This window comes from Streptomyces sp. NPDC000594 (assembly GCF_040299965.1).
GTDB lineage: Bacteria > Actinomycetota > Actinomycetes > Streptomycetales > Streptomycetaceae > Streptomyces.
On record NZ_JBEPCY010000008.1, the window covers coordinates 266,703 to 292,072 of the forward strand.

Genomic DNA, 25,370 nt, shown 5'->3' on the forward strand with positions numbered 1-25,370 from the left:
TGTCCGCACGATCGCGCCCGCCACTCCCGTACACCTGGGAAAGAGGGCGCCGGCCACCCCCGTACACCCGGACAGGACCGCGCCCGCCACCCCCGTACATCCGCACGGGAGTCAGCCCAGGCGCTCGGCGAGTTCGGCCGGGCGGCTCAGGGCGAGCAGATGGCCGCCCGGCAGCGCCTCGACCGGAAGGCCCAGCCGGTCCCGGGCGACCCGGCGCTGGAAGGTCAGGGGAAAGAAGCGGTCGTCCCGCCCCTGGAGCACCCGGGTGGGCACATCAGGCCAGGCGAGCAGCGGCCAGGGGTCCAGGAAGAGGGCGTCCGACGGACCGCCGCCGGGGGGCTCGGCGAGGGCCTGCTCGGCGATCTCCTCCGGCACATCGTGGAAGAAGTCGCTCCGCGGATCGAAGGGGGCCTCCGGGTCCCGGCCCTGCTCGGCCGCGAAGGCCCGCCGGGCGGCGGGCTGACCGGTGTTCTCCCACCACTCCCCCGCCGTCTCGCCGGGCTCCGGCACCATCGCGTTCAGCAGGACGATCCCGTCCACCGGCAGCCGCTCGGCGACCAGCGGCGCGTGGAACCCGGCGAGCGACTGGGCGACCAGGACCAGACCGCCGGGGTACGGGGGCGGTCCGACGGCGGCGACGACCGTCTCGGCATGGGTGCCAAGGCCCGCCGCCGGGTCGTCCGGCAGGTCCATGGTGACGGCCCGGTGGCCCCGGGCGGTCAGCTCGGGGACCACCCGGTGCCAGTACCGGGCACGGCCGTCCGCCCCGGGAATCAGCGCGAAAGTCGTCATGGACCCATCGTGGCGGACCGCCCCGCGCCCGGGGCCCGAAACGCCGGGCCCCGGGCGGGGTCGTCAGGCTCCGGCGGGTGCGCCACCACCCTCGGCCGGGGTCGCGCCGCCGGCCGGGGGCTCCCCCGCCGCGGCGCGGGCGCGCCGGGCCGCCTTCCGCTCCGCCCGCCGCTCCTTGCGGAGTTCGACGATCGCGTAGAGCGTCGGCACCAGCAGCAGGGTGAGCAGGGTGGAGGAGATCAGTCCGCCGATCACCACGACGGCGAGCGGCTGGGCGATGAAGCCGCCCTCGCCGGTGACCCCGAGGGCCATCGGCAGCAGGGCGAACACGGTCGCCAGCGCGGTCATCAGGATGGGCCGCAGCCGGTGCCGGCCGCCCTCGACCACGGCCTCGACCACACCATGGCCCTGGGCGCGGTACTGGTTGATCAGGTCGATCAGCACGATCGCGTTGGTGACCACGATCCCGATGAGCATCAGCATCCCGATGAGCGCGGGAACGCCGAGGGGGGTGTCGGTGACCAGGAGTCCGCCGATCGCGCCGGTGGCCGCGAAGGGGATGGAGACCAGCAGGATCAGCGGCTGCACCAGCGAGCGGAAGGTCGCCACCAGCAGCATGAAGACGATGGCGATGGCCGCCAGCATCGCGAGGCCCAGGGAGGCGAAGGCCTCCTCCTGGTCCTCGGACACCCCGCCGATGGACGCCTCGGCACCCGCCGGGAGATCGAGGGAGGAGATCCGGGACTGGAGCTTGGCGCTGACCGCTCCGGTGTTGTCACCGGTCGGCTTGGCGGTGATGGTCGCGGCGCGGGAGCCGTCGATCCGGGTACGGGAGACCGGCCCGGGGGCCAGTTCCACGGTGGCGATCCGGTTCAGCTCGCCGGGCCCGATACGGAGCTTGCGCAGCTCGGCGAGGGTGGTGGCGGGCCGTTCCGAGGTGATGACCACATCCCGCTCGGTGGTGTCGAGGATCGCCTTCCCGGCGGGGGTGCCCCGTACCGCCTGGGTGACCGCCATACCGAGCGTGGCCTGGGTGAACCCGGCGGCGGCTGCGGAGGGCTTGGCCCGGACCGAGATCCTGGGGACGCTCTGGGCGAGGTCGTTCTGGACATCGGTGACGTCGTCCAGGCCGGCGACCTCCTTCTGCACCAGCTCGGACGCCTTCGCGAGGGTGCCCGGGTCGGCCGCCTTCACCACGACCCGCAGATCCTGGTTGCCGAAGCCGTCGCCCGCGGCGATGGTGGTGTCGCCGATGCCGTCCAGCCGGTCGAGTTCGCGCTCGATCCGGTCACGGACCCCGTCGAGGTCGCCGGAGTCCTCCAGGGTCATCTGATAGGTGGCCTGGTTGGCGCCGGTGCCCCCGCCGAAGGCGGCCAGGAAGCCGGAGGAGCCCACGGTGACCTGGTAGTTCTCGATCTCCTTGATACCGGCGAGGACCTTCTCGACCTTCTTCGCGGCCTCGTCGGCGCCATCCAGCGCGGTCCCCGCGGGCAGCGCCTGCCGGATGGAGATCACCTTCTGCTCACCGGGGTCGAAGAAGTTGGTCTTCAGCAGCCCGCCCAGCCCGAGGGTGCCCAGCAGGACGGCACAGGCGATCAGCACACTGGTCACCCGGCGCCGGGTGGCGAAGCGCAGCACCACGATGTAGGAGCGCTGGAGTTTGCTGCCCTCCTCCTTCTCCTCGGCGATCCGACGGGCCTCCTCGGGGTCCTTGTCCCGGACGTCCTTGGGGGCGCGCAGGAACCAGTAGGAGAGGACCGGCACCACCGTCAGGGAGACCAGCAGCGAGGCGAGGAGCGCGGCGGTGACGGTGAGCGAGAAGGAGCCGAACAGCTCGCCGACGACCCCGCCGACCATGCCGATCGGGAGGAAGACGGCGACGGTGGTGAGGGTGGAGACGGTGACCGCCCCGGCGACCTCCCGGACGGCGGTGACGATGGCGCTCTCGCGCTCCTCCCCGTACCCGAGATGGCGCTTGATGTTCTCCAGGACCACGATCGAGTCGTCCACGACCCGGCCGATGGCGATGGTCAGGGCGCCCAGGGTGAGCATGTTGAGGGAGAGGTCACGGGTCCACAGCACGATCAGCGCGAGGACGACCGAGAGCGGGATGGAGACGGCGGTGACCAGGGTGGAGCGGAGCGAGGCCAGGAAGACCAGGATCACCAGCACGGCGAAGAGCAGCCCGAGGGCGCCCTCGGTGGTGAGTCCGGAGATGGCCTGGGAGACGGCGGGGCCCTGGTCGGAGACGACGGTGAGCCGGGCGCCGGGCCCCAGATCGCGGCGGAGGTCGGGGAGTTCGTCCGCGACGGCGCGGGAGATGGTGACCGCGCTGCCGTCGTCGCCCATGGTGGCGTAGATGGCGAGGCTGGGCTTTCCGCCGGTCCGGGTGATGGAGACGGGGGTGGACGGCTCCTGTCGTACGGTGGCGAGGTCGCCGACCTTGACCGTCGAGGCCTTGCCGGACCCCGCCCGGTCGGTGGGGATCCGCAGCTCCTCGATCTGCTTCAGCTCCCGCCAGCCGCCGCCGACCTGGACGGTACGGCTCTGACGGTCCTCGCTGAACGAGCCGGCGGGCACGGTGGCGCCGCCGTCGCGGAGCGCCTGGGCGAGGGCGGCGGTGGTCACTCCGGCGCGGGCGAGGGCCTTCTCGTCGGGGGTGACGGAGACCTGGAGCTCCTGGACGCCGTCGAGAGTGACCTGGCCGATGCCGTCGATGTCCTCCAGGACGGGCACGACGACCCGCTCCAGCCGGTCCGCGAGGGTCTGCGGGTCCTCGTCCGAGGAAGCGGCCAGCACAACGGTGGGCATGTCGTCGGTGGACCCGGCGACGACCTGGGGATCGACCGTGTCCGGGAGTTGCGCCCGGGCCCGGTTGACCGCCTGCTGGACATCGGCGACCAGCTGCTTGCTGTCGCTCGCGCCGTAGTCGAACCCGGCCATGATCAGGGCGTTGCCCTCGCTCGCGGTCGAGGTGACGCTCTTGAGCCCGTCGACGGCCTCGATGGCGCTTTCGAGCGGTTCGATCACCTGGTTCTCGACGACCTCGGGGGATGCTCCCTCATAGGGGGCGAGGACGGAGACCATGGGCAGCTCGATGGAGGGCAGCAGCTGCTGCTTGAGCTGGGGTATGGCGATCGCGCCGAAGACGATCGCCACGATCGACATCAGCCCGACGAGTGCGCGTTGCGACAGGCTGAACTTCGACAGCCAGGACATGGGTTCTCTCTTCTGTGACGTACGAGGCGGGGCAAGAGTGCTGTGCCCCGCCCATACGATCAGCTCACCGAGAGGTGTACCTCAGTCACAGGTCGCGTTTCCTTACGCTGCCCATACCGCGTCTGGAGTAGGTGCTGACGCGCCATCCGGAAGGGAGTTGGCTCATTCCGTACGGGGGCGGACCAGCCCCGACTCATAGGCGGTGACGACCAGTTGGGCGCGGTCCCGGGCGCCGAGCTTGGCCATCGCCCGGTTCACATGGGTCTTGACGGTGAGCGGACTGACATCGAGCCGGTCGGCGATCTCGTCGTTGGACAGACCGCCGCCGACCAGGACCAGGACCTCGCGCTCCCGCCCGGTCAGGGCGTTGAGGCGTTCGCTGTACGCGGCGGGGGTCCGGTCCTCGCCGAAGTCGCCGCCCTGGGCGAGGAAGCGGGCGATCAGCCCCTTGGTGGCGGCCGGCGAGAGCAGGGCCTCGCCCGCGGCGGCGATCCGGATGGCGTTCAGCAGATCCTCCGGCTCGGCGCCCTTGCCGAGGAAACCGGAGGCCCCGGCGCGCAGCGACTCGACCACGTACTCGTCCACCTCGAAGGTGGTCAGCATGACCACACGGACCTTGGCGAGGTCGGGGTCGGCGCTGATGGCGCGGGTGGCGGCGAGTCCGTCGGTGCCGGGCATCCGGATGTCCATGAGGACGACATCGGCGTGTGCGGAGCGGGCGAGGGCGACCGCCTCGGCGCCGTCGGCGGCCTCCCCGACCACCTCCATGTCGGGTTCGGAGTCCACCAGGATCCGGAACGCGCTGCGCAGCAGTGTCTGGTCGTCGGCGAGCAGCACCCTGATCGTCATCTGTCCTCCCCGTTCCCGGCCTTGAGGGGAAGTATCGCCTGGACGCGGAAGCCGCCTCCGTATCGGGGTCCGGCGCTGAGCCGTCCGCCGAGGGCGCTGACCCGTTCCCGCATGCCGATGAGGCCATGGCCGCCCTCCCGGTCCCCGGCGTCGGCGGCCGTGGCTGCGGTGGCGGCGGCTGCCGTGGCGGCGGCGGAGCGTGTGGTCTGACCGGGGACGGTGGGAGCGGGGGCGCCGGTGTCGAGGACGGTGACCTCCAGGGTCAGCCCCACCCGGACCACGCTGACCTCGGCGCGGGCACGGTCCCCGGCGTGTTTGCGCACATTGGTCAGGGCCTCCTGGATGATCCGGTACGCGGCGAGGTCGACGGCGGCGGGCGGGGCGACCCCCTCGTCGGCGCGGGCCACCTCCACGGGGAGTCCGGCCTGCCGGAAGGTGGTCACCAGCTCGTCCAGGACGCCGAGGCCGGGGGCGGGTTCGGTGGGGGCCGCCGGATCGCCGGACTGGCGGAGCAGGCCCACGGTGGCGCGCAGCTCGTTGAGGGCGGAGCGGCTGGCCTCACGGACATGGGAGAGCGCCTCCTTGGCCTGGTCGGGGCGCTTGTCCATGACATGGGCGGCGACCCCGGCCTGCACATTGACGAGGGCGATGTGGTGGGCGACGACATCGTGGAGGTCGCGGGCGATCCTGAGCCGTTCCTCGGCGACCCGGCGGCGGGCCTCCTCCTCACGGGTGCGCTCGGCCCGCTCGGCGCGTTCCCGGATGGCGTCCACGAAGGCCCGCCGGCTGCGGACGGCGTCACCGGCCGCCGCCGCCATCCCGGTCCAGGCGAAGATCCCGATGTTCTCCTGGGTGTACCAGGGGGTGGAGCCGAAGAACATGGCGGTGCCGGTGAGCCCGGCCATGGTGAGCAGGCCGACCCGCCAGGTGGTGGGGCGGTCGGTGCGGGAGGCGACGGTGTAGAGCGCGATCACGGCGCTCATCGCGACCGGTGCGGAGGGGTCGCCGAAGCTCAGCTCGATGACGGAGAGCACGCTGGTGAGCACGAGGACGCCGAAGGGGTGGCGGCGGCGGTAGAGCAGGGCGCAGGAGACCAGGGCCATGAGCACCACACTGCGGGCGGCGGGGGTGCGGGCGCCGAACTCGGGGCCGTGTACGCCGTTGACGGCGAAGGAGCCGATGACCATGGCGGCCAGCGAGAGCGCGGCGAGTGCCCCGTCGAGTGCGAGGGGGTGCTCGCGGACCCAGCACCGGGTGCGGTCGAGCCCGCTGGCGAAGGACGTCACGTCGGAGAACGTTACGGCGTGTCGCGGGGGTGTGTCCCCGCCGGTGGCCCTGCGCCGGGAGGCCGGGCGGCCGCCCGCCGGTGGCCCTGCCGTTGCCCCTACCCCGGGGCCTCGCCCCCGGGTGGGCCGGTCACCCCGGGAGCCCCGGGATCAGGCCCTCGTCGCCCAGCATCGACCTGACCTCCGCCAGGGTCGCGTCGGGGCCGGGGAGGATCAGCTCGGACGGCTCCAGCGTGTCGTCCGGCAGTGGCTCCCCGACCTCCCGCACCCGGGCGAGCAGCGCGGCGAGCGTGCGCCGGAAACCCGGCTCGTCGCCCCGCTCCATCTCGTCCAGCAGTTCGTCGTCGAGCCTGTTCAATTCGGCGAAGTGGCTGTCCGCCAGCTTCACCTGCCCCTCCCCCATGATCCGAACGATCATGACGAGTCCCTGTCGCTCGGGTGCCGGCCGGGGCCGGCACCGGGTCAGTGCTTGCCGAAGTCGGGCCGGCCGGTCTGCTGCCGCGAGGCGTCCTGCCCCGCGCCGCCGCCCTCGATGGCCTGCTGTCCGGCGGTGGTGCCGCCCGCCAGCTCGGCCTTCATCCGCTGAAGCTCCAGCTCGACATCGGTCCCGCCGGAGATGCGGTCCAGCTCGGCGGCGATGTCGTCCTTCGCCATCCCGCTCGGGTCGTCGAGCGCGCCGGAGGCCAGCAGCTCGTCGATGGCGCCCGCCCGCGCCTGGAGCTGCGCGGTCTTGTCCTCGGCCCGCTGGATCGCCAGGCCCACATCGCCCATCTCCTCGGAGATGCCGGAGAAGGCCTCGCCGATCCGGGTCTGTGCCTGGGCGGCGGTGTAGGTGGCCTTGATCGTCTCCTTCTTGGTGCGGAAGGCGTCGACCTTGGCCTGGAGGCGCTGGGCGGCGAGGGTGAGCTTCTCCTCCTCGCCCTGGAGGGTCTGGTGCTGGGTCTCCAGATCGCTGACCTGCTGCTGGAGCGCGGCGCGCCGGGAGAGCGCCTCCCGGGCCAGATCCTCCCGGCCGAGCGCCAGCGCCTTGCGGCCCTGGTCCTCCAGCTTGGACGACTGTCCCCGGAGCTGATTGAGCTGGAGCTCCAGACGCTTGCGGGAGGTCGCCACGTCGGCGACGCCCCTGCGGACCTTCTGGAGCAGCTCCAGCTGCTTCTGATACGAGTAATCGAGGGTCTCGCGCGGGTCCTCGGCCCGGTCCAGGGCCTTATTGGCCTTCGCGCGGAAGATCATCCCCATACGCTTCATGACACCGCTCATGGGCTTCGCGCGCCCCCTTCTGACGGACTCCAGCTCCAGCACTGCAACAGAACCCACAGTACGGGCCCTGCATCCATTGACGCACTGTTCGGACCCTGATGCGCTCCTCCCCAAGGACGACTGCTCACCGCCGTTGATCCGGCGCAAGGAGTAGACGGGTCTCGGGGTCGCACCGGGTGACCGGTGTGTGTCGTCCCTTCTTCCGGGCCCCGGGCCCGGTCCGGACGCGGGTCCGTCCGGCCTCCACCCGGCTCTTCCGTCCGGCCCTTCCGTCCGGTCGCTCTGTCCGGAATGACGCAGGGTGTTGCGGGATCGTTCCCGTCCGGCGTTGGGTCCATGCCTGCCACCCCGTACCCTTGGGCTTTGTGTTCCGTAGCCGTGCCAAGTCAGAGAAGGCCGCCCCCACCGCGAAGGTGACGGCGGACGCTGCCCAGTCCCGCGACCCCGAGGCCCCCAAGGGCCGCCCCACCCCCAAGCGCAGCGAGGCCCAGAGCCAGCGCCGCCGGGCCGCGACACAGCCACTCGACCGCAAGGAGGCGATCCGGCGCCAGCGGGACGCCCGGCGGGCCGATCTGGCCCGCCAGCGCGAGGCGCTGGCCAGCGGTGACGAGCGCTATCTGCCCGCGCGGGACCGGGGACCGGTACGCCGGTTCGCCCGGGACTTCGTGGACTCCCGCTTCTGCATCGCGGAATTCTTCCTTCCGCTGGCGGTCCTCATCCTCATCATGAGCATGATCCAGACCGCCCAGCTGCAGAACATCGCGCTGCTGGTCTGGCTCGGTGTGATCGTCATGATCGTCGTGGACTCGATCGGTCTGGGCCTGCGGCTGCGCAAGCAGCTCCGTGAGCGCTTCCCGGACGAGCCCAAGCGCGGCGCCATCGCCTACGCCCTGATGCGTACGCTCCAGATGCGCCGGCTCCGTCTGCCGAAGCCGCAGGTCAAGCGCGGAGAGCGACCCTGAGTACGGAGGCCCTGGGCCTCGCCGACCCGTCCCAGGGCGGCTCCGGCGCCCCGGGCGGGCTTCAGGAGACCGTCCGGGCCGAGCTGGTCGCCCGCCAGCTCGACGAGCAGATCGCGGCCCGCTACCCGGTGGGCCAGCGGCTGCGGGTCCTCGATGTCGGCATGGGCCGGGGCGCGCAGGCGCTGCGGCTGGCCCGGGCCGGACACGAGATCACCGGCATGGAGTCCGACCCCGCGATGCTGCGGCGGGTCCAGGAGGCCCTGGTCACCGAGCCCGCCGGGATCCGGGAGCGGTTCCGGCTGATCCAGGGCGAGTGCCGGGAGACCGGCGTCCACTTCACCCCGGGCAGCTTCGATGTGGTGCTCTGCCACGGGGTGCTGCGATCGACCGAACAACCCGACGACCTGCTCGCGGGCCTCGCCCGCATGCTCGCCCCCGGCGGACTCCTCTCCCTGCTGATACGGAACGCGGACGCGCTGGCCATGGCGCCCGGACTCACCGGGGACTGGCTCGGAGCGCTGGCCACGCTGGACGCCGACACGGTCACCGACCGCTCCGGCGGGCCCGTCCGGGCCGACCGGCTGGACTCCCTCACCGGCACCCTGGCGGGGATCGCGGCCCCGCTGCACGCCTGGTACGGCGTCCAGGTCTTCACCCCCTGGGGGCCCGACAGCCGGCTCCCGGCCGCCGCCGAGCTGGAGCAGCTGCTGTCGGCCGAGGACCGGGCCGGGCGCACCGACCCGTACCGGGGCATCGCGGCCCTGCTGCACCTCTGCGGGGCGCGCGCCTCCTGACCGGACCGGGCCCATCGCGTGAAGGGTCCGGCACCGGTATCGCGTGAAAGGTCCGGCACCGTGTCAGGCGAACGGGTGACTTTCGCGTCCGTACCCGCGTGACCACCGCCGAAACCACCCCCACGACCGCCGCCGGGGCCACCGGCACCGGCGGCCCCGCACCGGAACAGCCCATCGCCCGGCTCCCCGCACGGGAGACCTGGCGCGCGCTCCACGCCCACTTCCGCCCCCATCGGGCACGGGTGGCGCTCGGCGCCTTCCTCGCCCTGATCGGCACGGTCACCGCGCTGCTCCAGCCACTGGCCGCCAAGCAGCTGGTGGAACGTCTCGGCGAGGACGAGTCGATCACCGGAGTACTGGTCGGCCTGACCGCGCTGGTGGTCCTGGGCACCGCCATCGAGGCGCTGGGCGGCTACATCATGGCCCGCTCCGCCGAGTCCGTGGTGCTCGCCGCGCGCCGCTCCCTCATCGGACGGCTGCTGCGGCTGCGGCTGCCCGAGATGGAACGGTCCCAGCCGGGCGATCTGATGTCCCGGATCACCTCGGACACCACCCTGCTGCGGGCGGTGACCACCCAGGCGATCGTCTCCGCCGCCACCGGTCTGGTGGGCTTCACCGCCACCATGGTGATGCTGGCCCTGATGGATCTGGTCCTGCTCGGGGTGACCCTCGGGGTCCTGGTGGTGGTCGGCGGCGCGGTCGCGGTGATCATGCCGCAGATCTCCCGGGCCACCCAGCGCGCCCAGACGGCGGTGGCGGAGATATCCACCCGGCTGGAACGGGCCTTCGGCGCCTTCCGTACGGTCAAGGCCTCCGGCGCGGAGGAGCGCGAGACCGAGATCGTGGCCAGGGCCGCGGAGGAGGCCTGGCGGCAGGGGGTGCGCGCCGCCAAGTGGGAGTCGGTGGCCTGGTCCTCGGTGGGACTCGCGGTCCAGGTGTCGTTCCTGGCGGTCCTGGGCATCGGCGGCGCCCGGGTGGCCTCGGGCGCGATCTCCATCGGCACCCTGGTCGCCTTCCTGCTCTTCCTCTTCTATCTGATGGATCCGGTCAACAAGCTGGTCGAGGCCGCCACCCAGTACCAGGAGGGCTCCGCGGCCATCGCCCGGATCGTGGAGGCGGAGCGGCTGGAGATCGAGGAGGACGGCCCCGCCGCGGCCACCGCCGGAAGGACCCCGGAGCCGGCCGCCGGGGGCGCGTCGGTGGTCTTCGAGAACGTCACCTTCCGCTATACCGATGAACTGCCCCTGGTCCACCACGGGGTCTCCTTCGAGGTACCGGGCGCGGGGATGACCGCGTTCGTGGGTCCCTCCGGGGCCGGCAAGACCACCGTCTTCGGGCTGATCGAACGGTTCTACGAGGCGACCGGCGGCCGGATCCTGGTCGACGGCCGCGATGTGCGCGACTGGCCGGTCGCCGAGCTGCGGGCCTCCATCGGCTATGTCGAGCAGGACGCCCCCGTACTCGCGGGCACCCTCCGGGAGAACCTGGTCTTCGCCGCGCCCGACGCCGACGAGAAGCAGATCCACGAGGTCCTGGTCCGGGCCCGGCTGGACGCCCTGGTGGACCGGCTCCCCGACGGGCTCGACACCGTGGTCGGCCACCGGGGCTCCAAGCTCTCCGGCGGGGAGCGCCAGCGGGTCGCCATCGCCCGGGCACTGCTGCGCCGTCCCCGGCTGCTGCTGATGGACGAGGCCACCTCGCAGCTGGACGCGGTCAATGAACTCGCCCTGCGCGATGTCGTCGCCGAGGTCTCCCGCGAGGTGACGGTGCTGGTGGTGGCGCACCGGCTGTCGACGGTGACCCTGGCCGACCGGATCGTGGTGATGGACGCCGGACGGGTACGCGCGGTGGGCACCCACGCCGAACTGGTGGCGGGCGACCCGCTCTACGGGGAGCTGGCGGCGACCCAGTTCCTGGCGGCGGGGTCATCCTAGGGAGCCCCTTCCGGCGTACGGTGTCCCGGGCCTCGGCGCCATCTGACCCCGCGGCCACCTGTTCGGGCGCGTACGACATGCCGCCCCGGCGGCCCCCGGCGAGACTCCCACCATGGAGATATCGCCTCGCCGTCTGCTGCCCACGATCGCCGTCCTCTGCGCGGCCGGCCTGGTGGCGGGCTGTTCCGGTGCCTCCGAGGACAGCTCGCCCTGGGAGCAGTCACGGAACTCGACCCGCGCGGTCCCCCCGCCGCAGGCCGTGAACGACCTTCAGTCCGACTACGAGACCGTGATCAAGAACGTGCTTCCGTCGGTGGTCCAGATCGAGTCGGGCGACAGCCTCGGCTCGGGGGTGGTCTACGACAGCAAGGGCCATGTGATCACCAACGCCCATGTGGTGGGCGACGGGCGGTCGTTCCTCGTCACCATCGCCACCGGCGAGGAACCCCTCACCGCCAAGCTGGTCTCCTCGTACCCCGAGCAGGATCTCGCCGTCATCAAGCTGGACCGGATCCCGACAGGGCTGAAACCGGCGAAGTTCGGGGACGCGTCCACCGTCACCGTGGGCCAGATCGTGCTGGCCATGGGCTCACCGCTCGGGCTCTCCAGCAGTGTCACCCAGGGCATCGTCTCCGGGATCGGCCGTACGGTCACCGAGAGCGCCGCCGACGGCGGCACCGGGGCGACCATCGGCAATATGGTGCAGACCTCGGCGGCGATCAACCCGGGCAACAGCGGGGGCGCACTGGTCAACCTGGACAGCGAGGTGATCGGCATCCCCACCCTGGCCGCGACCGACCCGGGCCTCGGCGAGGCCGCCGCACCCGGCATCGGCTTCGCGATCCCGGTCTCCATGGTGACCACGGTCGCCGACCAGATCATCACCACCGGCAAGGTCACCGACTCCGGCCGCGCCGCCCTGGAGATCACCGCCCGGACCGTCCTGGACGACAACTACCAGCCCGCCGGGGTGGCCATCGTCGAGGTCGTCCCGGGCGGCGCGGCGGACCGGGCGGGCCTGCGCGCCGGAGACATCATCACCAAGATCGACTCCGACGAGATCACCACGATCACCTCCCTCGCGGAGACCCTCGCCCCGGACAAACCCGGCCAGGAGGTGGTCGTGGGCTACCTCCGCGACGGCAAGTCCCGCACGACACGGGTGACCCTGGGCGAGATCTGACGCCTGGGCGGGACGGCGGCGGCCTGCCTCAGAGGCGGGAGGGGAGGTCGCAGCCGGCGTCCTTGTGCGCGAAGGCGGCGGCGCGGCGGACGAGGAACTCCGCAGCGGCCTTGGTCTCCTTCGGGGCGGCACGGGAGCCCTGCCGGAGGTTGACGCTCACGCTCAGACTGCCCAGTCCTTCCGGATGGTCCTTGAAACACGGAAGATAGATCGCTCCACCCCCGGTCGAGGAGACTCCCCCATAACCCGCCTTGAACCATCCGAAGCGAGCCCCCTCCGCGGTTTTGCGCTCGACCTGACGCTTCAGCCACGCATCAGGATCACTCCCGTCCGTGTAATTGATGAGCACGGTCATGAGATTTTTCCCTTCATGGCGAATATGACAGTAGGGGCCGAACTTGGAGCCCGTCGACCCCTCGGCGTAGAAGTCGTATTCGCCCCGCTCGGGAAGAACCTGCCTGAGCTTTTCCACTACCTCACGATCAGGATCAAGATTCTCGCAGACGTCCTGAACACCGAAGGATCCGACCTCTTCATCAAAAAAGTCACCGGCATACAAACCCAGGCCGACGACCAGACATCCACCGACGGCTACGGCAACCCATTTCCTGCGCACCGGAGATCTCACCCCTTCGACTCAAGCTGACCGGGGGTCCCTTCCCCGTATACGTACCTGCTGACTTTGGCCGCAGCATCGGTGAATCCCTGGCCCTGGGCGAGATCTGCACCTGGGCCGAACGGCGGCCCCCCTCAGAGGCGGGAGGGGAGGTCGCAGTCGGCGTCCTGGTGTGCGAAGGCGGCGGCGCGGCGGACGAGGAACTCCGCAGCGGCCTTGGTCTCCTTCGGAGCGGCACGGGAGCCCTGCCAGAGGGCGACGCTCACGCTCAGACTGCCCATCGCTTCCGGGTGATTCTTGAAGCACGGAAGATGGATTGCCGCTCCCCCACTGGAAGAGACCCCTGCATAACCCGCCTTGAACCGCCCGAACCGAACCCCTTCTTCGATCTGGTGGTCGATCAGGCCACCATTCAGCCAGAAATCAGAATCTTTCCCTCTCATTTGCCGGGTGACCATGGAAACAAGAGCACCGTCTTTGTCACGAACGTAGCAGAAGGATGAGTAATTGGATATCGGGGTCCTGCCCGCAGCAGGCAGTGAACTGTCACCATAGAAGTTGTACGCGCTCCGCTTGAGCAGAACCTGCTTGAGCCTTGCCACTACCTCACGATCGGGACCATAACTCTCGCAGACATCCTGAACACCAAAGGATCCGACCTCTTCATCGAAAAAACCACCGGCGTACAAACCCAGGCCAGCGACCAGACATCCACCGACGGCTGCAGCAACCCATTTCCTCTGCACCGGAACATCAACCCTTCGTTTCAAGCTGCCCCGGAGCACCTGCTCCGTGGACGGAGGTGCGGATGTATTCCGCAGCATTGGTGAACCCCTGCTTGGCCTCGCCCGCCACGTCCACATTGATATCGTCCCGCCGGCCGGAGTTCTTCCACGCCTCCGCATAGGCTTTCTCGAACACCTGAAAGGTGGACTCGCGGGTGCTGTCCCATTCCTGCCCGTTGCGATAGATCACTTCGTCCGTGCTGTCCTTCTTGTAGCCGTCCGTGATCCACCCGATGATCTCACCAGCGGCCGTCTTGGCGAGTTCTCCCCCCACGATCGCAGCAGGTGGGGAAGTCGGGCCCAACAAGATTCCCACGCCACCCCCCACCAAGGCCGACCCCCAGGTCTTCGCATCCTCAAGGGATTTGTTGAACTTGGCGTCGGCCTCCCCACGGTCTTCCTCCACGGCGATGGCCCGGCCGTCACTGATGATTCCCTGAATCTCGCCACCAATTCTCGCCGTTGCCTTAATGGCATCGTTGATTACGGCCCCACTCGGGCCTCCTTCGGCACTCCGCACGTGATAATCGATGAGCTGTGCCGAGTAGTTGTTCTGGCCGATGTTCAACGCCGCATAACCATCCGAATTCTTGCCCAACTCATGCAGGAATCGAGTGGTCTGCGCTGCGGTCGGATCAGCTACCGCCCCCGGGGCCGGGAAGTAGTAATCCCTACGGTCATCCGTCGCACCGAAGGAGCGGTTGATATCCATCATGTACTCCGCCGTGAGCCTCCCCAGGCTCCCGCCGAGCTCGTCCCGCTCACCCACCCTCTCCGGCTTCTCCGCCACCGACACCACGATGTCCGTGAAGAGCGCCGCCTGTTCCGGTGAGTGCGCCAGATCGCCCGGGCGAGGGGCCGTTCCCGACGGGTGGCCCGTGGTGGCGGACTCCAGGGCGCTGCCCAGGGACTCCACGCCAACGTCGGAATCCTTGCCCTTGGAGTCGACATAGCGGGGCCAGTCCCGCTCCTCGAAGAAGTAGTCGAAGTTGCTCAGCTCACGGCGCTCCCGATTGCCGTCCTCATCCTTGTCCTCGTAGAACTCATGGTCGTCGTGACGGCCCACAAACGTCTCCCCGAAGAAGGCCGTCGACGCCTCCGGGCTCTGTGAGAGGGCCATCAGGAAACCCACGGCCGGGTCGCTGCCCGCATCCGTGCCGGTGTGGTTGAGGTCGGGGTCCAAGGGGAGCGGCTTCCAGGCGCCGCCCCGGCCGTTGTCCGTGAACTCGCGCTCGGTCTCCATGAGCCGGGCGCCGTAGTCCAGCAGGAACCGGTCGTTGAAGTTCCCCGAGCGCATCAAGTTGCTCATGACCTGGACGCCGAGGGCGGTGGAGCCGGAGATCTGCTTGTCCGCCGCGCCCAGGACGTCGTTCCGCCAGCGGTCCATCTCCCAGGTGCTGCTGTGGCTGGCGGTGGCGAGGGTCAGGCTCAGCTGCTTCTGGAGGTCGTCGAACTTGTCGTGGCGCTCACGGGCGAGGTCACCGGCCTGGCGCGGGTCGTTGACGCCGACCCAGAAGTCCAGGGTGCCCTGGCCGCCGAGGTTCCCCGCGAAGCGGGCGGCGAAGAGTTCGTCGCCCGCGTACTTCTTCAAGCCCGCGGTGAGGGCGTCGAACTCCTTGACCGTGAGGTCCCCGGGGTCCTTGCGGGCGAGCACGGCCAGGCGTTCCGCCGTGGCGAGGGCACCCGCCGCCGCGCCGCGGCCGGCGTACTCCGCGCCGGAGAACCCGTACTCGGCCTGCTCCATGAGGGCCACCAGCACCTCGGCGGCGGAGGTGTCGATCTCAACGGCACGGGCCAGGATTGTCTCGATCTCATCCCTGACCGCGCGGAGGTCCCCCTCGGTGGGCCCGGAGCCACCGCCGGGGCCACCGCCCGAGCCGGTGTCGGCGGCCCGGACCGTGAAGCCCGATCCGCTGCCGTGCACCCGCATGCCCCGGGCCTCGGCGCTCTCGACGGCGGCCGTCAGCCGCCGGTGCTGGGCCCTTGTCTCGCCCAGGGTGTCCCGCAGGATCGCGTGGATGGACCCGGCCTGGGCGCGGGCGTCCGCGAACTCGCCCGCGGTCCGGCCGATGAACCGGCGGGAGACCTGGGAGTTCAGCCCGCTCCAGTCGGCCCGGTCCGCCCGGCGCTGGAGTCCGTCCCGGGCCGCTCGCTCCAGCTCCCGAAGCCGGTCGGCCATGAGCTTCCAGTCCGCTACGGCGTCTTCGAGGGGCCCTAATCGGACCTGCCGCAGAGCGTCGAAATCCACCGTCAGTCCTTGCCCTTGCTCTCGATCGGCTTCGGCTTCGGCCCGTAGGAGTCGTCGAAGCCCTCGTCCAGCGTGCGGATCGTGCTCATCCGCCGTTCGATGAAGTGATCGTCACCGCTGTGCTGCCTGCCCGAGAACTCCATATGGTTGGAGATCTTGGCGCAGGCGTCCAGCAGCGAGGTCAGCTGCTCCTCCCAGCGGTCGGAGACCGTCCGCAGGGCCCCACCGAGGGCGAAGCCCTGACGGGTCAGATCGCCCGCCGCCCGGCCACTGGCGGGCGCGGCGAGGCGGCCCTCCCGGCCCAGTCGCCGGTGGAGATCGAACGCCTTGTCACCGATGGCCGCGAGATCCACCTGGTCGACCTTGAGATCACCGACGTGCACCAGGGGGTCGCCGCCCCCGCCGGGGTCGGCGGCCTGGTTGAGCCGCATCCCGGTGTTCTCCCGATCGGCCGCGGCGGCCTTCAGCTCTTCCCATTCGGCCCATGCCATGGAACGGACCCTCCCCCTCGACAACCGGTCCCTCAGGTCCAGGGAACCGACCACACATCAGACCATCCGCGGCCGGGGCCGCTCCATGATCCGGCCAGGGGGAGGCCGCCCGCGGAAGGAAGAAGGAAGCCGCCCGGGCCCGTCCCCGCCGGTTGCGCTGGGGCGCGGGCCCGGGGCGGGTGCCTACTCGGGGGCGTGCAGACTCATCGGGCCGTAGATCACGGCCGTGTCCTCGGAGAGGTGAACCTGGTCCGCTCCCCCGTCACGCAGCTCCTTCCAGTGCTCACCCAGCCAGGTCTCCGCGTCCCCCTGAGTGGTGAACTCCTCCGGCTCCACGGCCGGCCGGACCTCCGTCCCGTCGGACTTCTCGAACCGCCACGTCCACGCCATGTCCGCCTCCCTGCGTCCTGAAGTGATCTCCGGTCCTGCCCGCAGCGTAGCCGGGCGCGCACGCTCCACGGGGACGCGGGAGGATCGGGGATGTGGAAGTGACTCTGCTCGGTACCGGCGCCCCCGCCGGCCTCCCCCGGCCCGACTGCCCCTGTGCCGTCTGCTCCGCCGCCCGCGGCCCCCGGGCGCGCGCCGCGACGGCGCTGCTCGTGGACGGGGCGCTGCTGCTCGATCTCACCCCCGGTGCGGCGCTGGCCGCCGCACGGGCGGGGCGTTCGCTGGTGGGGGTGCGGCAGGTACTGCTGACCCATCCGCACGACGGGCCCGCCGTGGAGGTCCCGGCCGGGCTCCCGGCGGCGGGCCGGGTGCCGGACGGCCGGGTGCTCACGCTGATCAGCGGCCACCGGGTGCGGGCGGTCCCGATGGACACCCCGGGGACGGGGTACGAGGTGGCGTCCCCGGAGGGCGACCGGCTGCTCTATCTGCCCCCGGGCGCCGCACCGGCCGGTCTCGCACCGGCCACGGCCGCCCCGGGCGCCCCTGCCCCGTACGACATGGTGGTCGCCGATGTGGTGGGGCGGCCCGACGCCGTCGCCCGGCTCCGCGCGGCGGGCGGGATCGGCGCGACCACCGATGTGATCGCGGTCCATCTGGACCACGATGTCCCCGGCGGCCCGGAGCTGGACCGCCGGCTGGCGGCGGCGGGCGCCCGTACCGTGCCGGACGGGGCCACCCTGATCGTGGGCGAGTACCACGCCGTACCCGATGTACCCCGCCGCACCCTGGTCACGGGCGGGGCCCGCTCGGGGAAGTCGGTGGAGGCCGAACGGCGCCTGGAGACCTTCCCCGGTGTGGTCTACGTGGCCACCGGCGGCTCCCGCGCCGACGACACCGAGTGGGCGGAGCGGGTGACACTCCACCGGGACCGGCGGCCCAACTCCTGGCGTACGGAGGAGACCTGCGAGCTGGTGCCGCTGCTGCGCCGGGACGGGCCGCCGCTGCTGGTGGACTGTCTGGCGCTGTGGCTGACCGACGCGATGGACCGGGTGGGCGCCTGGGACGACGAACGCTGGCACGGCGGGGGCGACCGCAAGCTGCGCGAGCGGGTCGCCGAGCTGGTCACCGCGGTACGGGAGACCCGGCGCACGGTGGTCGCGGTGACCAACGAGGTGGGCTCCGGGGTGGTCCCCGCGACCGCCTCGGGCCGCCGCTTCCGGGACGAGCTGGGGCGGCTCAACGCGGCCTTCGCCGCCGAGTGCGAGCAGGTCGTCCTGGTGGTGGCCGGACAGTCGCTGGTACTGCGGAACTGAGCCGGACCCACCGGGTACTGTTCGGCGAATGAGCAGGCTGAATCTCGATGACTTCTCCGAACTGATCGAGCGCCCCGACAGCGGCATCCGGCGCGATGTCGGGGAGCACCGGGACCGCCTGGTGGTCCCCACCGGTGCCCTGGGGCGCCTGGACGAGCTGGGCGAATGGCTGGCGGCCGCTCAGGCGTCGGTGCCGGCGCGCCCCATCGAGCGTCCCAAGGTGGTGATCTTCGCCGGGGACCACGGGGTGGCCCGGCTCAAGGTCTCCAACCGCAAGCCGGGCACGGCCCATGTGCTGGTGCGCTCCGTGCTGGACGGGAAGAGCCCGGTCGCCGTGCTGGCCCGCCGGGCGGGAGTGCCGGTACGGGTGATCGACGCGGGCCTGGACTGCGACCCGGAGCTGCTGCCGGACGAGGTGGTACGCCACCGGGTGCGGCGCGGCACCGGCCGGATCGACATCGAGGACGCGCTGACGCCGGACGAGGCCGAGCGGGCGGTCCGCCTGGGTATGGCCCTCGCCGACGAGGAGGCCGACTCGGGCACCGACGCGGTGGTCCTCGGCGATCTGAGCGTGGGCGGCACCACCCCCGCCGCCACCCTGATCGCCGCGTTGTGCGGGACGGACGCCTCCGTGGTGACCGGGCGCGGCGGCGAGCAGATCGACGACCTGGCGTGGATGCGCAAGTGCGCGGCGGTCCGGGACTCGCTGCGGCGGGCCCGGCCGGTCCTCGGTGACCAGCTGGAGCTGCTCGCGGCGGTGGGCGGCGCGGATCTGGCCGCCATGACGGGCTTTCTGCTCCAGAGCGCGGTGCGCCGGATGCCGGTGGTGCTGGACGGGGTGGTGTCGGCGGCGTGCGCGCTGGTGGCGCAGCGGGCGGCGTTCCGGGCGCCGGACTGGTGGCTGGCGGGGCAGGTGACCGGGGAGCCCGCGCAGGCGAAGGCGCTGGACCGGATGGCGCTCACGCCCCTTCTCGACCACGGTGTCGTGGTGGGTGAGGGCGCGGGGGCGATGCTGGCACTGCCCGTGCTCCAGGCGGCCGCGGCGCTCTCGGCGGAGCTGCCGGAGTACACGAAGGAGGAGCTGGCCGCGATCGTGGCGGAAGAGCGCGCCGAGCTGGACGCGTCGTTCGCCAGGGCGAAGGCCAAGGCGGCGGAGGAGGCCGGCGGGGCCTGACGGTACGGCGGGGCCGACGGTTCAGGGCGCCGGGGGCTTGTCCGTGGGCTTGTCCGGGGTGCCGCCGATGAGGTCCTGGAAGCGGCGGCGGGGGCGGCCCCAGCGCCGGTCGTGCCGGTAGGAGCGCAGCCGGGCGCGGGCCCGGGTCCGGGGGCGGTCGCGGTAGCGGCGCCGGGCCCAGAGCGAGCCGGGCCGCGCCAGCCGTACCGCGCCGACGACGGCGACCAGCGGGACCAGGACCCCGATGATCGCCATCCGGGGTTTGCCCTTGGCGAGGGTGACCAGGACGAGGACGAAGTTCAGCAGCAGGGTGACGACGAGGACGAGCCGGTTCTCCCGCTCCTCGGGGGTGAGCGAGGCCACGTCGAACGGGGAGAAGCCGCCCAGCACCAGCAGGGCGAGGGCGGTGGCGAGGACGACCGCCTCCACGCTCTGCCGGCCCTGCTCGGTCCAGTAGACATCGTGGATGTGGACGATCAGCGCGAACTCGTCCAGGACCAGCCCGGCGCCGATCCCGAAGAGCACCGCGGAGAGGGCCGCGCCGGCGCCGTACCGTCCGGAGCCGACGGCGCCGAACCCGCCGACGACGGTGAGGATCACCCCGGGCACCACATGGTGGATATGGGTACCGCCCGCCGTGATGTTCCGGAACGGGCCGCGTCCGGCCCGGATCAGCCGGGTGACGGTCCGGGTGATCAGGAAGGTGAGGACGAAGGCGGCGAGGGCGAGCAGGGTCGGGAGCTTGCCCGGCTCGACGATGTTGTCGGTGAACCAGCGGCCCATGACGACCCCTTCGCCAGCTTTGCTGCTTTTGTACGGGTTGTGCGCGCAATGTATCGCGCCCGGCGCCGGTGGGCGGGCTACCCTGCGGCGGTGAGTGGACACCAGACGGGCCTGCCCGGCCTCCGTTTCGCCTTCGGCACCCTGACCGTGCTGCCCGTCCGGGTCACCCGCTGGGACCGGGACGCGGCCCGCTCCGGCATGCTGCTCGCCCCCCTCGCCGGGGTGGTGGTCGGCGTCCTCGCGGGAGCGGTGGGTACGGGGGTGCTGCTGCTGGGCGCGGGGGCGACCCTCGCCGCGGTGGCTACGGTGGCGGTCCCCGCGGTGCTGACCCGGGGGCTCCATCTCGACGGCCTCGCCGACACGGCGGACGGCCTGGGCAGCGGGCGGCCCGCGGACGACGCGCTGCGGATCATGAAGCAGTCGGACATCGGGCCCTTCGGGGTGATCACCCTGCTCTTCACGCTGCTCGCGCAGATCGCGGCGGTGGCGGAGCTGTACGGGGCGGGCTGGGCGTACGGCGCGGTGGGCGCGCTGCTCTCGGCGGTGACCGCGCGGACGGCCCTCACCCTCGCCGCGCGCCGGGGCGTCCCGGCGGCCCGCCCCGAGGGCCTCGGCGCGGCGGTCGCCGAGGCGGTCCCGGCCCCCGCGGCCTGGGCCGTCGCCGCGACGGTCACCCTCGCGGGCGCGGCACTCGGCGCACTCCTCGGCGGGTACGGGGCTCCGCGCCATGCCCTCGGGGTCGCCCTCGGGCTGGGCGGGGCGCTGCTGTTGCTCCGCAGGTGCGTGCGGAGGTTCGGGGGCGTCACCGGCGACGTCTTCGGCGCCCTCGCGGAAACGGCGGCGACGCTCTGCCTCCTGGCCCTGGTGGTCGGCGCCCCCTCCGCCACCTGAGGCAAAATCCAGCCTCATGGGGTCCCCCCGGACGGAGTCTGGGGGAGTTTGAGGAACGGGGCCTCAAAAAACCAGCCTCGCCGGCGATTGAGGCGCGGGGTTCGGGGCTGGCCCCGACGTCCCCCCGAGCCGACTCGGGGCCGAGGTCCGTCCTCAATCGCCGGACGGGCTGGAAATACACATCCCGCCCCTACGGGTGCCTCAAAATCCAGCCCCATGGGGGTCCCCCCGGACGAAGTCTGAGGGAGGTTGAGGCGCGGGGGCCTCAAAAATCAGCCTCTCCGGCGTTTGAGGAGCGGGGTTCGGGGCTGGCCCCGACGTCCGGCCGAGGCGACTCGGGGCCGAGGTCCGTCCTCAAGCGCCGGACGGGCTGAAAAATGAGACGCGGGCCCGGGGGTACTCGTCCGGGTATGGGGGGAGTGCGGCCGAAAAGGGGGGCGCGGTGGGGCAACGGGGGGCGCCCGCAGGAGAGTTGCGGCGGGACGCACCCCGCACCCCCCACCCGTGTGCGCCTGTGAACGACCGCCGCCGTCCACACCCCCACCCACCGCGCGTACGCTTTCCGCGCGGGGATGTCGACCTGTCCCCCAACGGCCACCCAAGGCCCCGGACCTCACCGGAACTCAACGGAAGCGAGAATTCACCACCGTGACTGCTCTCACTCTCAGCACTGCCGGCGCCGCGACGTTGCGCGCCGACGCCCTTGTCGTCGGGGTCGCGAAGGGCGCCAAGGGCCCGGTGGTCGCCCCGGGCGCGGAGACCGTGGACACCGCCTTCGACGGCAGGCTCGCCGCCGTCCTGGAGACCCTCGGGGCCACCGGAGCCGAGGGTGAGGTGACCAAGCTGCCCTCCCCCTCGGGGATCAAGGCCCCGGTCGTGCTGGCGGTCGGCCTCGGCGCCGTCCCCGAGCAGGGCGAGCCGTACGACCCCGAGGTCCTGCGCCGCGCGGCGGGCACCGCCGCCCGGGTGCTGCACGGCTCCAAGAAGGCCGCCTTCTCGCTGCCGACCGAGGCCGCCGAGGACGCCGAGGCCATCGCCGAGGGCGCGCTCTTCGGCGCCTACTCCTACACCGCCTACCAGGGCGGCGCGAAGGAGGCCAAGGGCGGCCCCAAGCAGCCGCTGGCCGAGGTCGCCCTGCTGGGCGCCAAGCCGCGCGACAAGGCGTACAAGGCCGCCGCCGAGCGCGCCCAGGTGCTGGCCGAGGAGCTGAACCGCTCCCGTGACCTGATCAACACCCCGCCGAACGACCTCACCCCCGAGTCGTTCGCCGCCATCGCCGCCGCCGCCGGCAAGGACCATGGCATCAAGGTCCAGATCCTCGACGAGAAGGCCCTCCTCAAGGGGGGCTACGGCGGCATCATGGGCGTCGGCCAGGGCTCGGCCAACCCGCCCCGGCTGGTGAAGCTCACCTACACCCACAGCAAGGACGCCAAGACCCTCGCCCTGGTCGGCAAGGGCATCACCTATGACTCGGGCGGCATCTCCCTCAAGCCGGCCGGCCACAACGAGACCATGAAGTGCGACATGAGCGGCGCCGCCGCCGTCTTCGCCGCCGTGGTCGCCGCCGCCCGCCTCGGCCTCGCGGTCAATGTCACCGGCTGGCTGGCGCTCGCCGAGAACATGCCCTCCGGCTCGGCGGTCCGCCCCGGCGATGTGCTGCGGATGTACAGCGGCAAGACGGTCGAGGTGCTGAACACCGACGCCGAGGGCCGGCTGGTCCTCGGTGACGCGCTGTGGAAGGCCTCCGAGGAGAAGCCGGACGCGATCGTCGACGTCGCCACCCTGACCGGCGCCATGGTGCTGGCGCTGGGCAACCGCACCTTCGGTGTGATGTCCAACGACGAGGCGTTCCGTACGGTGATCCACGAGACCGCCGAGGAGGTCGGCGAGCAGTCCTGGCCGATGCCGCTCCCCGCCGAGCTGCGCAAGGGCATGGACTCCCCGATCGCCGACATCGCCAACATGGGTGAGCGGATGGGCGGCGGCCTGGTCGCCGGTCTCTTCCTCCAGGAGTTCGTGGGCGAGGGCATCACCTGGGCCCACCTGGACATCGCGGGCCCCGCCTTCCACGAGGGCGCCCCGTACGGCTACACCCCCAAGGGCGGCACCGGCTCCTCGGTCCGCACCCTGGTGCGCCTGGCCGAGCGGATCGCCGACGGCGAGCTGGGCTAGTACGAGCCCCCGGCGGACCCGGAGCCGCCGATCGGTCACCGACCGTGAGGACGATACGGTCCGGTCGCTCTCCAGCACCGGGCCGTATCGTGCGTTCCGCCGGAGATCCCGGCACGTTCGCTCTGGACGAAAAGCCGCATCACCGGGGAATCGGCGGACGGTACGGGCCGTTCCCTACTTAGCGGTAACCCATGGGGTGATCGATCAGACGCCCCCAGAGCCCCGCCCCGCGTCCCGTCTTTCCGCAACAAGTGCAAAGATGGGTCCTCGGCAGGACAGGGCCCCGACCAGAGGGCCGAAGAGACATCGGCCGCACACCAGCCGAAGGGCCGGACATCCCCACGGGTGAGGGGACCCCGGCGACCGGCGCGCATGCATGGAGGACGTGACGTGGCGAACGACGCCAGCACCGTTTTCGACCTAGTGATCCTCGGCGGCGGTAGCGGCGGTTACGCTGCGGCGCTGCGCGGAGCCCAGCTGGGACTGAACGTCGCCCTGATCGAGAAGGACAAGCTCGGCGGCACCTGCCTGCACTACGGCTGCATCCCCACCAAGGCGCTGCTGCACGCCGGCGAGATCGCCGACCAGGCCCGTGAGTCGGAGCAGTTCGGCGTCCGCGCCACCTTCGAGGGCATCGACGTCGCCGCGGTGCACAAGTACAAGGACGACGTGATCACGGGCCTGTACAAGGGCCTGACCGGACTGATCGCCTCCCGCAAGATCACCGTCATCGAGGGCACCGGCCGGCTCACCTCCCCCACCTCGGTGGAGGTGAACGGACAGCGCGTCGAGGGCCGTCACATCCTGCTGGCGACCGGCTCCGTACCGAAGTCCCTGCCGGGCCTGGAGATCGACGGCAACCGGATCATCTCCTCCGACCACGCGCTGAAGCTGGACCGTGTCCCGGCCTCCGCCATCGTGCTCGGCGGCGGTGTCATCGGTGTCGAGTTCGCCTCCGTCTGGAAGTCCTTCGGGGCCGATGTCACCGTGATCGAGGGCCTCAAGCACCTCGTCCCGGTGGAGGACGAGAACAGCTCCAAGCTGCTGGAGCGCGCCTTCCGCAAGCGGGGCATCAAGTTCAACCTCGGCACCTTCTTCGAGAAGGCCGAGTACACCCAGGACGGTGTCCGGGTCACCCTCGCCGACGGCAAGACCTTCGAGGCCGAGGTGCTGCTGGTGGCCGTGGGCCGCGGCCCGGTCTCCGCCGGTATCGGCTACGAGGAGCAGGGCGTCGCGATGGACCGCGGCTATGTCCTGGTCGACGAGTACATGCGGACGAACATCCCCACCATCTCGGCCGTCGGCGACCTGGTCCCGACCCTCCAGCTCGCGCACGTCGGCTTCGCCGAGGGCATCCTGGTGGCAGAGCGGCTGGCCGGGCTGAACCCCGTCCCGGTCGACTACGACGGTGTCCCCCGGGTCACCTACTGCCACCCCGAGGTCGCCTCCGTCGGCATCACCGAGGCCAAGGCCAAGGAGATCTATGGCGCGGACAAGGTCGTCTCCCTCAAGTACAACCTCGGGGGCAACGGCAAGAGCAAGATCCTGAAGACCCAGGGCGAGATCAAGCTCGTCCAGGTCAAGGACGGTGCCGTGGTCGGCGTCCACATGGTCGGTGACCGGATGGGCGAGCAGATCGGCGAGGCGCAGCTCATCTACAACTGGGAGGCCCTGCCGGCCGAGGTCGCGCAGCTGATCCACGCGCACCCGACCCAGAACGAGGCCCTGGGCGAGGCCCACCTCGCCCTCGCGGGCAAGCCCCTCCACGCCCACGACTGAGCAGCCCCCGGGCACGCCGACCATTCCGCACCTCCCCGGCCCGCGCTTCATCCGGGCCGGGGGGACACCATCCGTTAGGAGCAAGTGAAACCATGGCGGTTTCCGTAACCCTTCCGGCGCTCGGCGAGAGCGTCACCGAGGGCACTGTCACCCGCTGGCTGAAGGCCGAGGGCGAGCGCGTCGAGGCCGACGAGCCGCTGCTGGAGGTGTCCACCGACAAGGTCGACACCGAGATCCCCGCGCCCGCGTCCGGGATCCTGGCCTCCATCAAGGTCGCCGAGGACGAGACGGTGGAGGTCGGCGCGGAGCTGGCCCTCATCGACGACGGCTCCGGCACCCCTGAAGCCGCTCCGGCCCCCGCCGCCGAGGCCGCCCCGGCGGCTCCGGCCGCGCCCGCGCCCGCTCCGGTGGCCGAGGCTCCGGCCGCGCCCGCCCCCGAGGCCCCGGCCCCG

At 71.6% G+C, this 25,370-nt stretch carries 22 protein-coding genes; 10 read left to right on the forward strand and 12 right to left on the reverse strand.

Going from position 1 to position 25,370, the window contains the following annotated elements:
- Positions 1-111: 111 nt before the first annotated feature.
- From ABT354_RS15255 to ABT354_RS15280, 6 genes are all read right to left on the reverse strand, one after another.
- Positions 112-792, reverse strand: a complete 681-nt coding sequence (locus ABT354_RS15255; protein ID WP_351493614.1) for an alpha/beta fold hydrolase — start codon at positions 790-792, stop codon at positions 112-114.
- Positions 793-855: 63 nt separating this feature from the next.
- Positions 856-4,011, reverse strand: coding sequence for an efflux RND transporter permease subunit (locus ABT354_RS15260; protein WP_351493616.1), 3,156 nt, complete (start codon positions 4,009-4,011; stop codon positions 856-858).
- Between the two features lie 162 nt (positions 4,012-4,173).
- On the reverse strand, positions 4,174-4,860 hold the full coding sequence (locus ABT354_RS15265; RefSeq protein ID WP_351493618.1) for a response regulator: 687 nt from the start codon (positions 4,858-4,860) through the stop codon (positions 4,174-4,176).
- A complete protein-coding gene (locus ABT354_RS15270; protein WP_351493620.1) occupies positions 4,857-6,146 on the reverse strand; it encodes a sensor histidine kinase in 1,290 nt (429 codons plus the stop codon). The genes ABT354_RS15265 and ABT354_RS15270 overlap by 4 nt, the downstream gene beginning before the upstream one ends.
- A 130-nt stretch (positions 6,147-6,276) precedes the next feature.
- Entirely contained in the window at positions 6,277-6,564 is a 288-nt protein-coding gene (gene pspAA, locus ABT354_RS15275) for a PspA-associated protein PspAA (RefSeq protein WP_351493622.1), read from the reverse strand.
- A gap of 44 nt (positions 6,565-6,608) precedes the next feature.
- Positions 6,609-7,406: a PspA/IM30 family protein gene (locus tag ABT354_RS15280; RefSeq protein ID WP_351493625.1), complete on the reverse strand. Its 798-nt coding sequence runs from the start codon at positions 7,404-7,406 to the stop codon at positions 6,609-6,611.
- 365 nt (positions 7,407-7,771) lie between these two features.
- Here ABT354_RS15280 and ABT354_RS15285 point away from each other — a divergent pair, with 365 nt between their 5' ends.
- From ABT354_RS15285 to ABT354_RS15300, 4 genes are all read left to right on the forward strand, one after another.
- The gene (locus ABT354_RS15285) at positions 7,772-8,368 is read left to right on the forward strand and encodes a DUF3043 domain-containing protein (RefSeq protein ID WP_351493627.1); all 597 of its coding nucleotides are present in this window, start codon (positions 7,772-7,774) and stop codon (positions 8,366-8,368) included.
- A gap of 83 nt (positions 8,369-8,451) precedes the next feature.
- The gene (locus tag ABT354_RS15290; RefSeq protein WP_351493690.1) at positions 8,452-9,162 is read left to right on the forward strand and encodes a class I SAM-dependent methyltransferase; all 711 of its coding nucleotides are present in this window, start codon (positions 8,452-8,454) and stop codon (positions 9,160-9,162) included.
- A 98-nt stretch (positions 9,163-9,260) separates the two neighbouring features.
- Positions 9,261-11,096, forward strand: coding sequence for an ABC transporter ATP-binding protein (locus ABT354_RS15295; protein WP_502983417.1), 1,836 nt, complete (start codon positions 9,261-9,263; stop codon positions 11,094-11,096).
- A 112-nt stretch (positions 11,097-11,208) separates the two neighbouring features.
- Positions 11,209-12,279 (forward strand): S1C family serine protease, encoded by a 1,071-nt coding sequence (locus tag ABT354_RS15300; RefSeq protein WP_351493629.1) that lies wholly within the window; start codon positions 11,209-11,211, stop codon positions 12,277-12,279.
- Positions 12,280-12,307: 28 nt separating this feature from the next.
- Here the strand turns inward: ABT354_RS15300 and ABT354_RS15305 are convergent, their stop codons facing one another.
- From ABT354_RS15305 to ABT354_RS15325, 5 genes are all read right to left on the reverse strand, one after another.
- On the reverse strand, positions 12,308-12,895 hold the full coding sequence (locus tag ABT354_RS15305; RefSeq protein ID WP_351493631.1) for a hypothetical protein: 588 nt from the start codon (positions 12,893-12,895) through the stop codon (positions 12,308-12,310).
- 134 nt (positions 12,896-13,029) lie between these two features.
- Complete coding sequence (locus ABT354_RS15310) at positions 13,030-13,641, reverse strand: hypothetical protein (RefSeq protein ID WP_351493634.1); 612 nt, start codon at positions 13,639-13,641, stop codon at positions 13,030-13,032.
- Between the two features lie 7 nt (positions 13,642-13,648).
- Positions 13,649-15,928: a hypothetical protein gene (locus ABT354_RS15315; protein ID WP_351493636.1), complete on the reverse strand. Its 2,280-nt coding sequence runs from the start codon at positions 15,926-15,928 to the stop codon at positions 13,649-13,651.
- A 2-nt stretch (positions 15,929-15,930) separates the two neighbouring features.
- Positions 15,931-16,419: a hypothetical protein gene (locus tag ABT354_RS15320; RefSeq protein WP_351493638.1), complete on the reverse strand. Its 489-nt coding sequence runs from the start codon at positions 16,417-16,419 to the stop codon at positions 15,931-15,933.
- Positions 16,420-16,602: 183 nt separating this feature from the next.
- Complete coding sequence (locus ABT354_RS15325) at positions 16,603-16,809, reverse strand: hypothetical protein (protein WP_351493640.1); 207 nt, start codon at positions 16,807-16,809, stop codon at positions 16,603-16,605.
- A 92-nt stretch (positions 16,810-16,901) separates the two neighbouring features.
- Here ABT354_RS15325 and ABT354_RS15330 point away from each other — a divergent pair, with 92 nt between their 5' ends.
- Positions 16,902-18,119 (forward strand): bifunctional adenosylcobinamide kinase/adenosylcobinamide-phosphate guanylyltransferase, encoded by a 1,218-nt coding sequence (locus tag ABT354_RS15330; protein ID WP_351493642.1) that lies wholly within the window; start codon positions 16,902-16,904, stop codon positions 18,117-18,119.
- Positions 18,120-18,147: 28 nt separating this feature from the next.
- A complete protein-coding gene (cobT, locus tag ABT354_RS15335) occupies positions 18,148-19,293 on the forward strand; it encodes a nicotinate-nucleotide--dimethylbenzimidazole phosphoribosyltransferase (RefSeq protein WP_351493643.1) in 1,146 nt (381 codons plus the stop codon).
- Positions 19,294-19,314: 21 nt separating this feature from the next.
- Here cobT and ABT354_RS15340 read toward each other — a convergent pair whose 3' ends face one another.
- Positions 19,315-20,076: a hypothetical protein gene (locus ABT354_RS15340; RefSeq protein ID WP_351493645.1), complete on the reverse strand. Its 762-nt coding sequence runs from the start codon at positions 20,074-20,076 to the stop codon at positions 19,315-19,317.
- Between the two features lie 48 nt (positions 20,077-20,124).
- Between ABT354_RS15340 and ABT354_RS15345 the strand changes: the two genes are divergently transcribed.
- The 4 genes from ABT354_RS15345 to ABT354_RS15360 form a co-directional block, all read left to right on the forward strand.
- A complete protein-coding gene (locus ABT354_RS15345) occupies positions 20,125-20,967 on the forward strand; it encodes an adenosylcobinamide-GDP ribazoletransferase (protein WP_502983421.1) in 843 nt (280 codons plus the stop codon).
- 648 nt (positions 20,968-21,615) lie between these two features.
- A complete protein-coding gene (locus ABT354_RS15350) occupies positions 21,616-23,139 on the forward strand; it encodes a leucyl aminopeptidase (protein ID WP_351493649.1) in 1,524 nt (507 codons plus the stop codon).
- Positions 23,140-23,529: 390 nt separating this feature from the next.
- Positions 23,530-24,918, forward strand: a complete 1,389-nt coding sequence (lpdA, locus tag ABT354_RS15355; protein ID WP_351493651.1) for a dihydrolipoyl dehydrogenase — start codon at positions 23,530-23,532, stop codon at positions 24,916-24,918.
- Between the two features lie 92 nt (positions 24,919-25,010).
- Positions 25,011-25,370: biotin/lipoyl-containing protein (locus tag ABT354_RS15360; protein ID WP_351493653.1), on the forward strand; the 360-nt coding region annotated here is incomplete at its 3' end.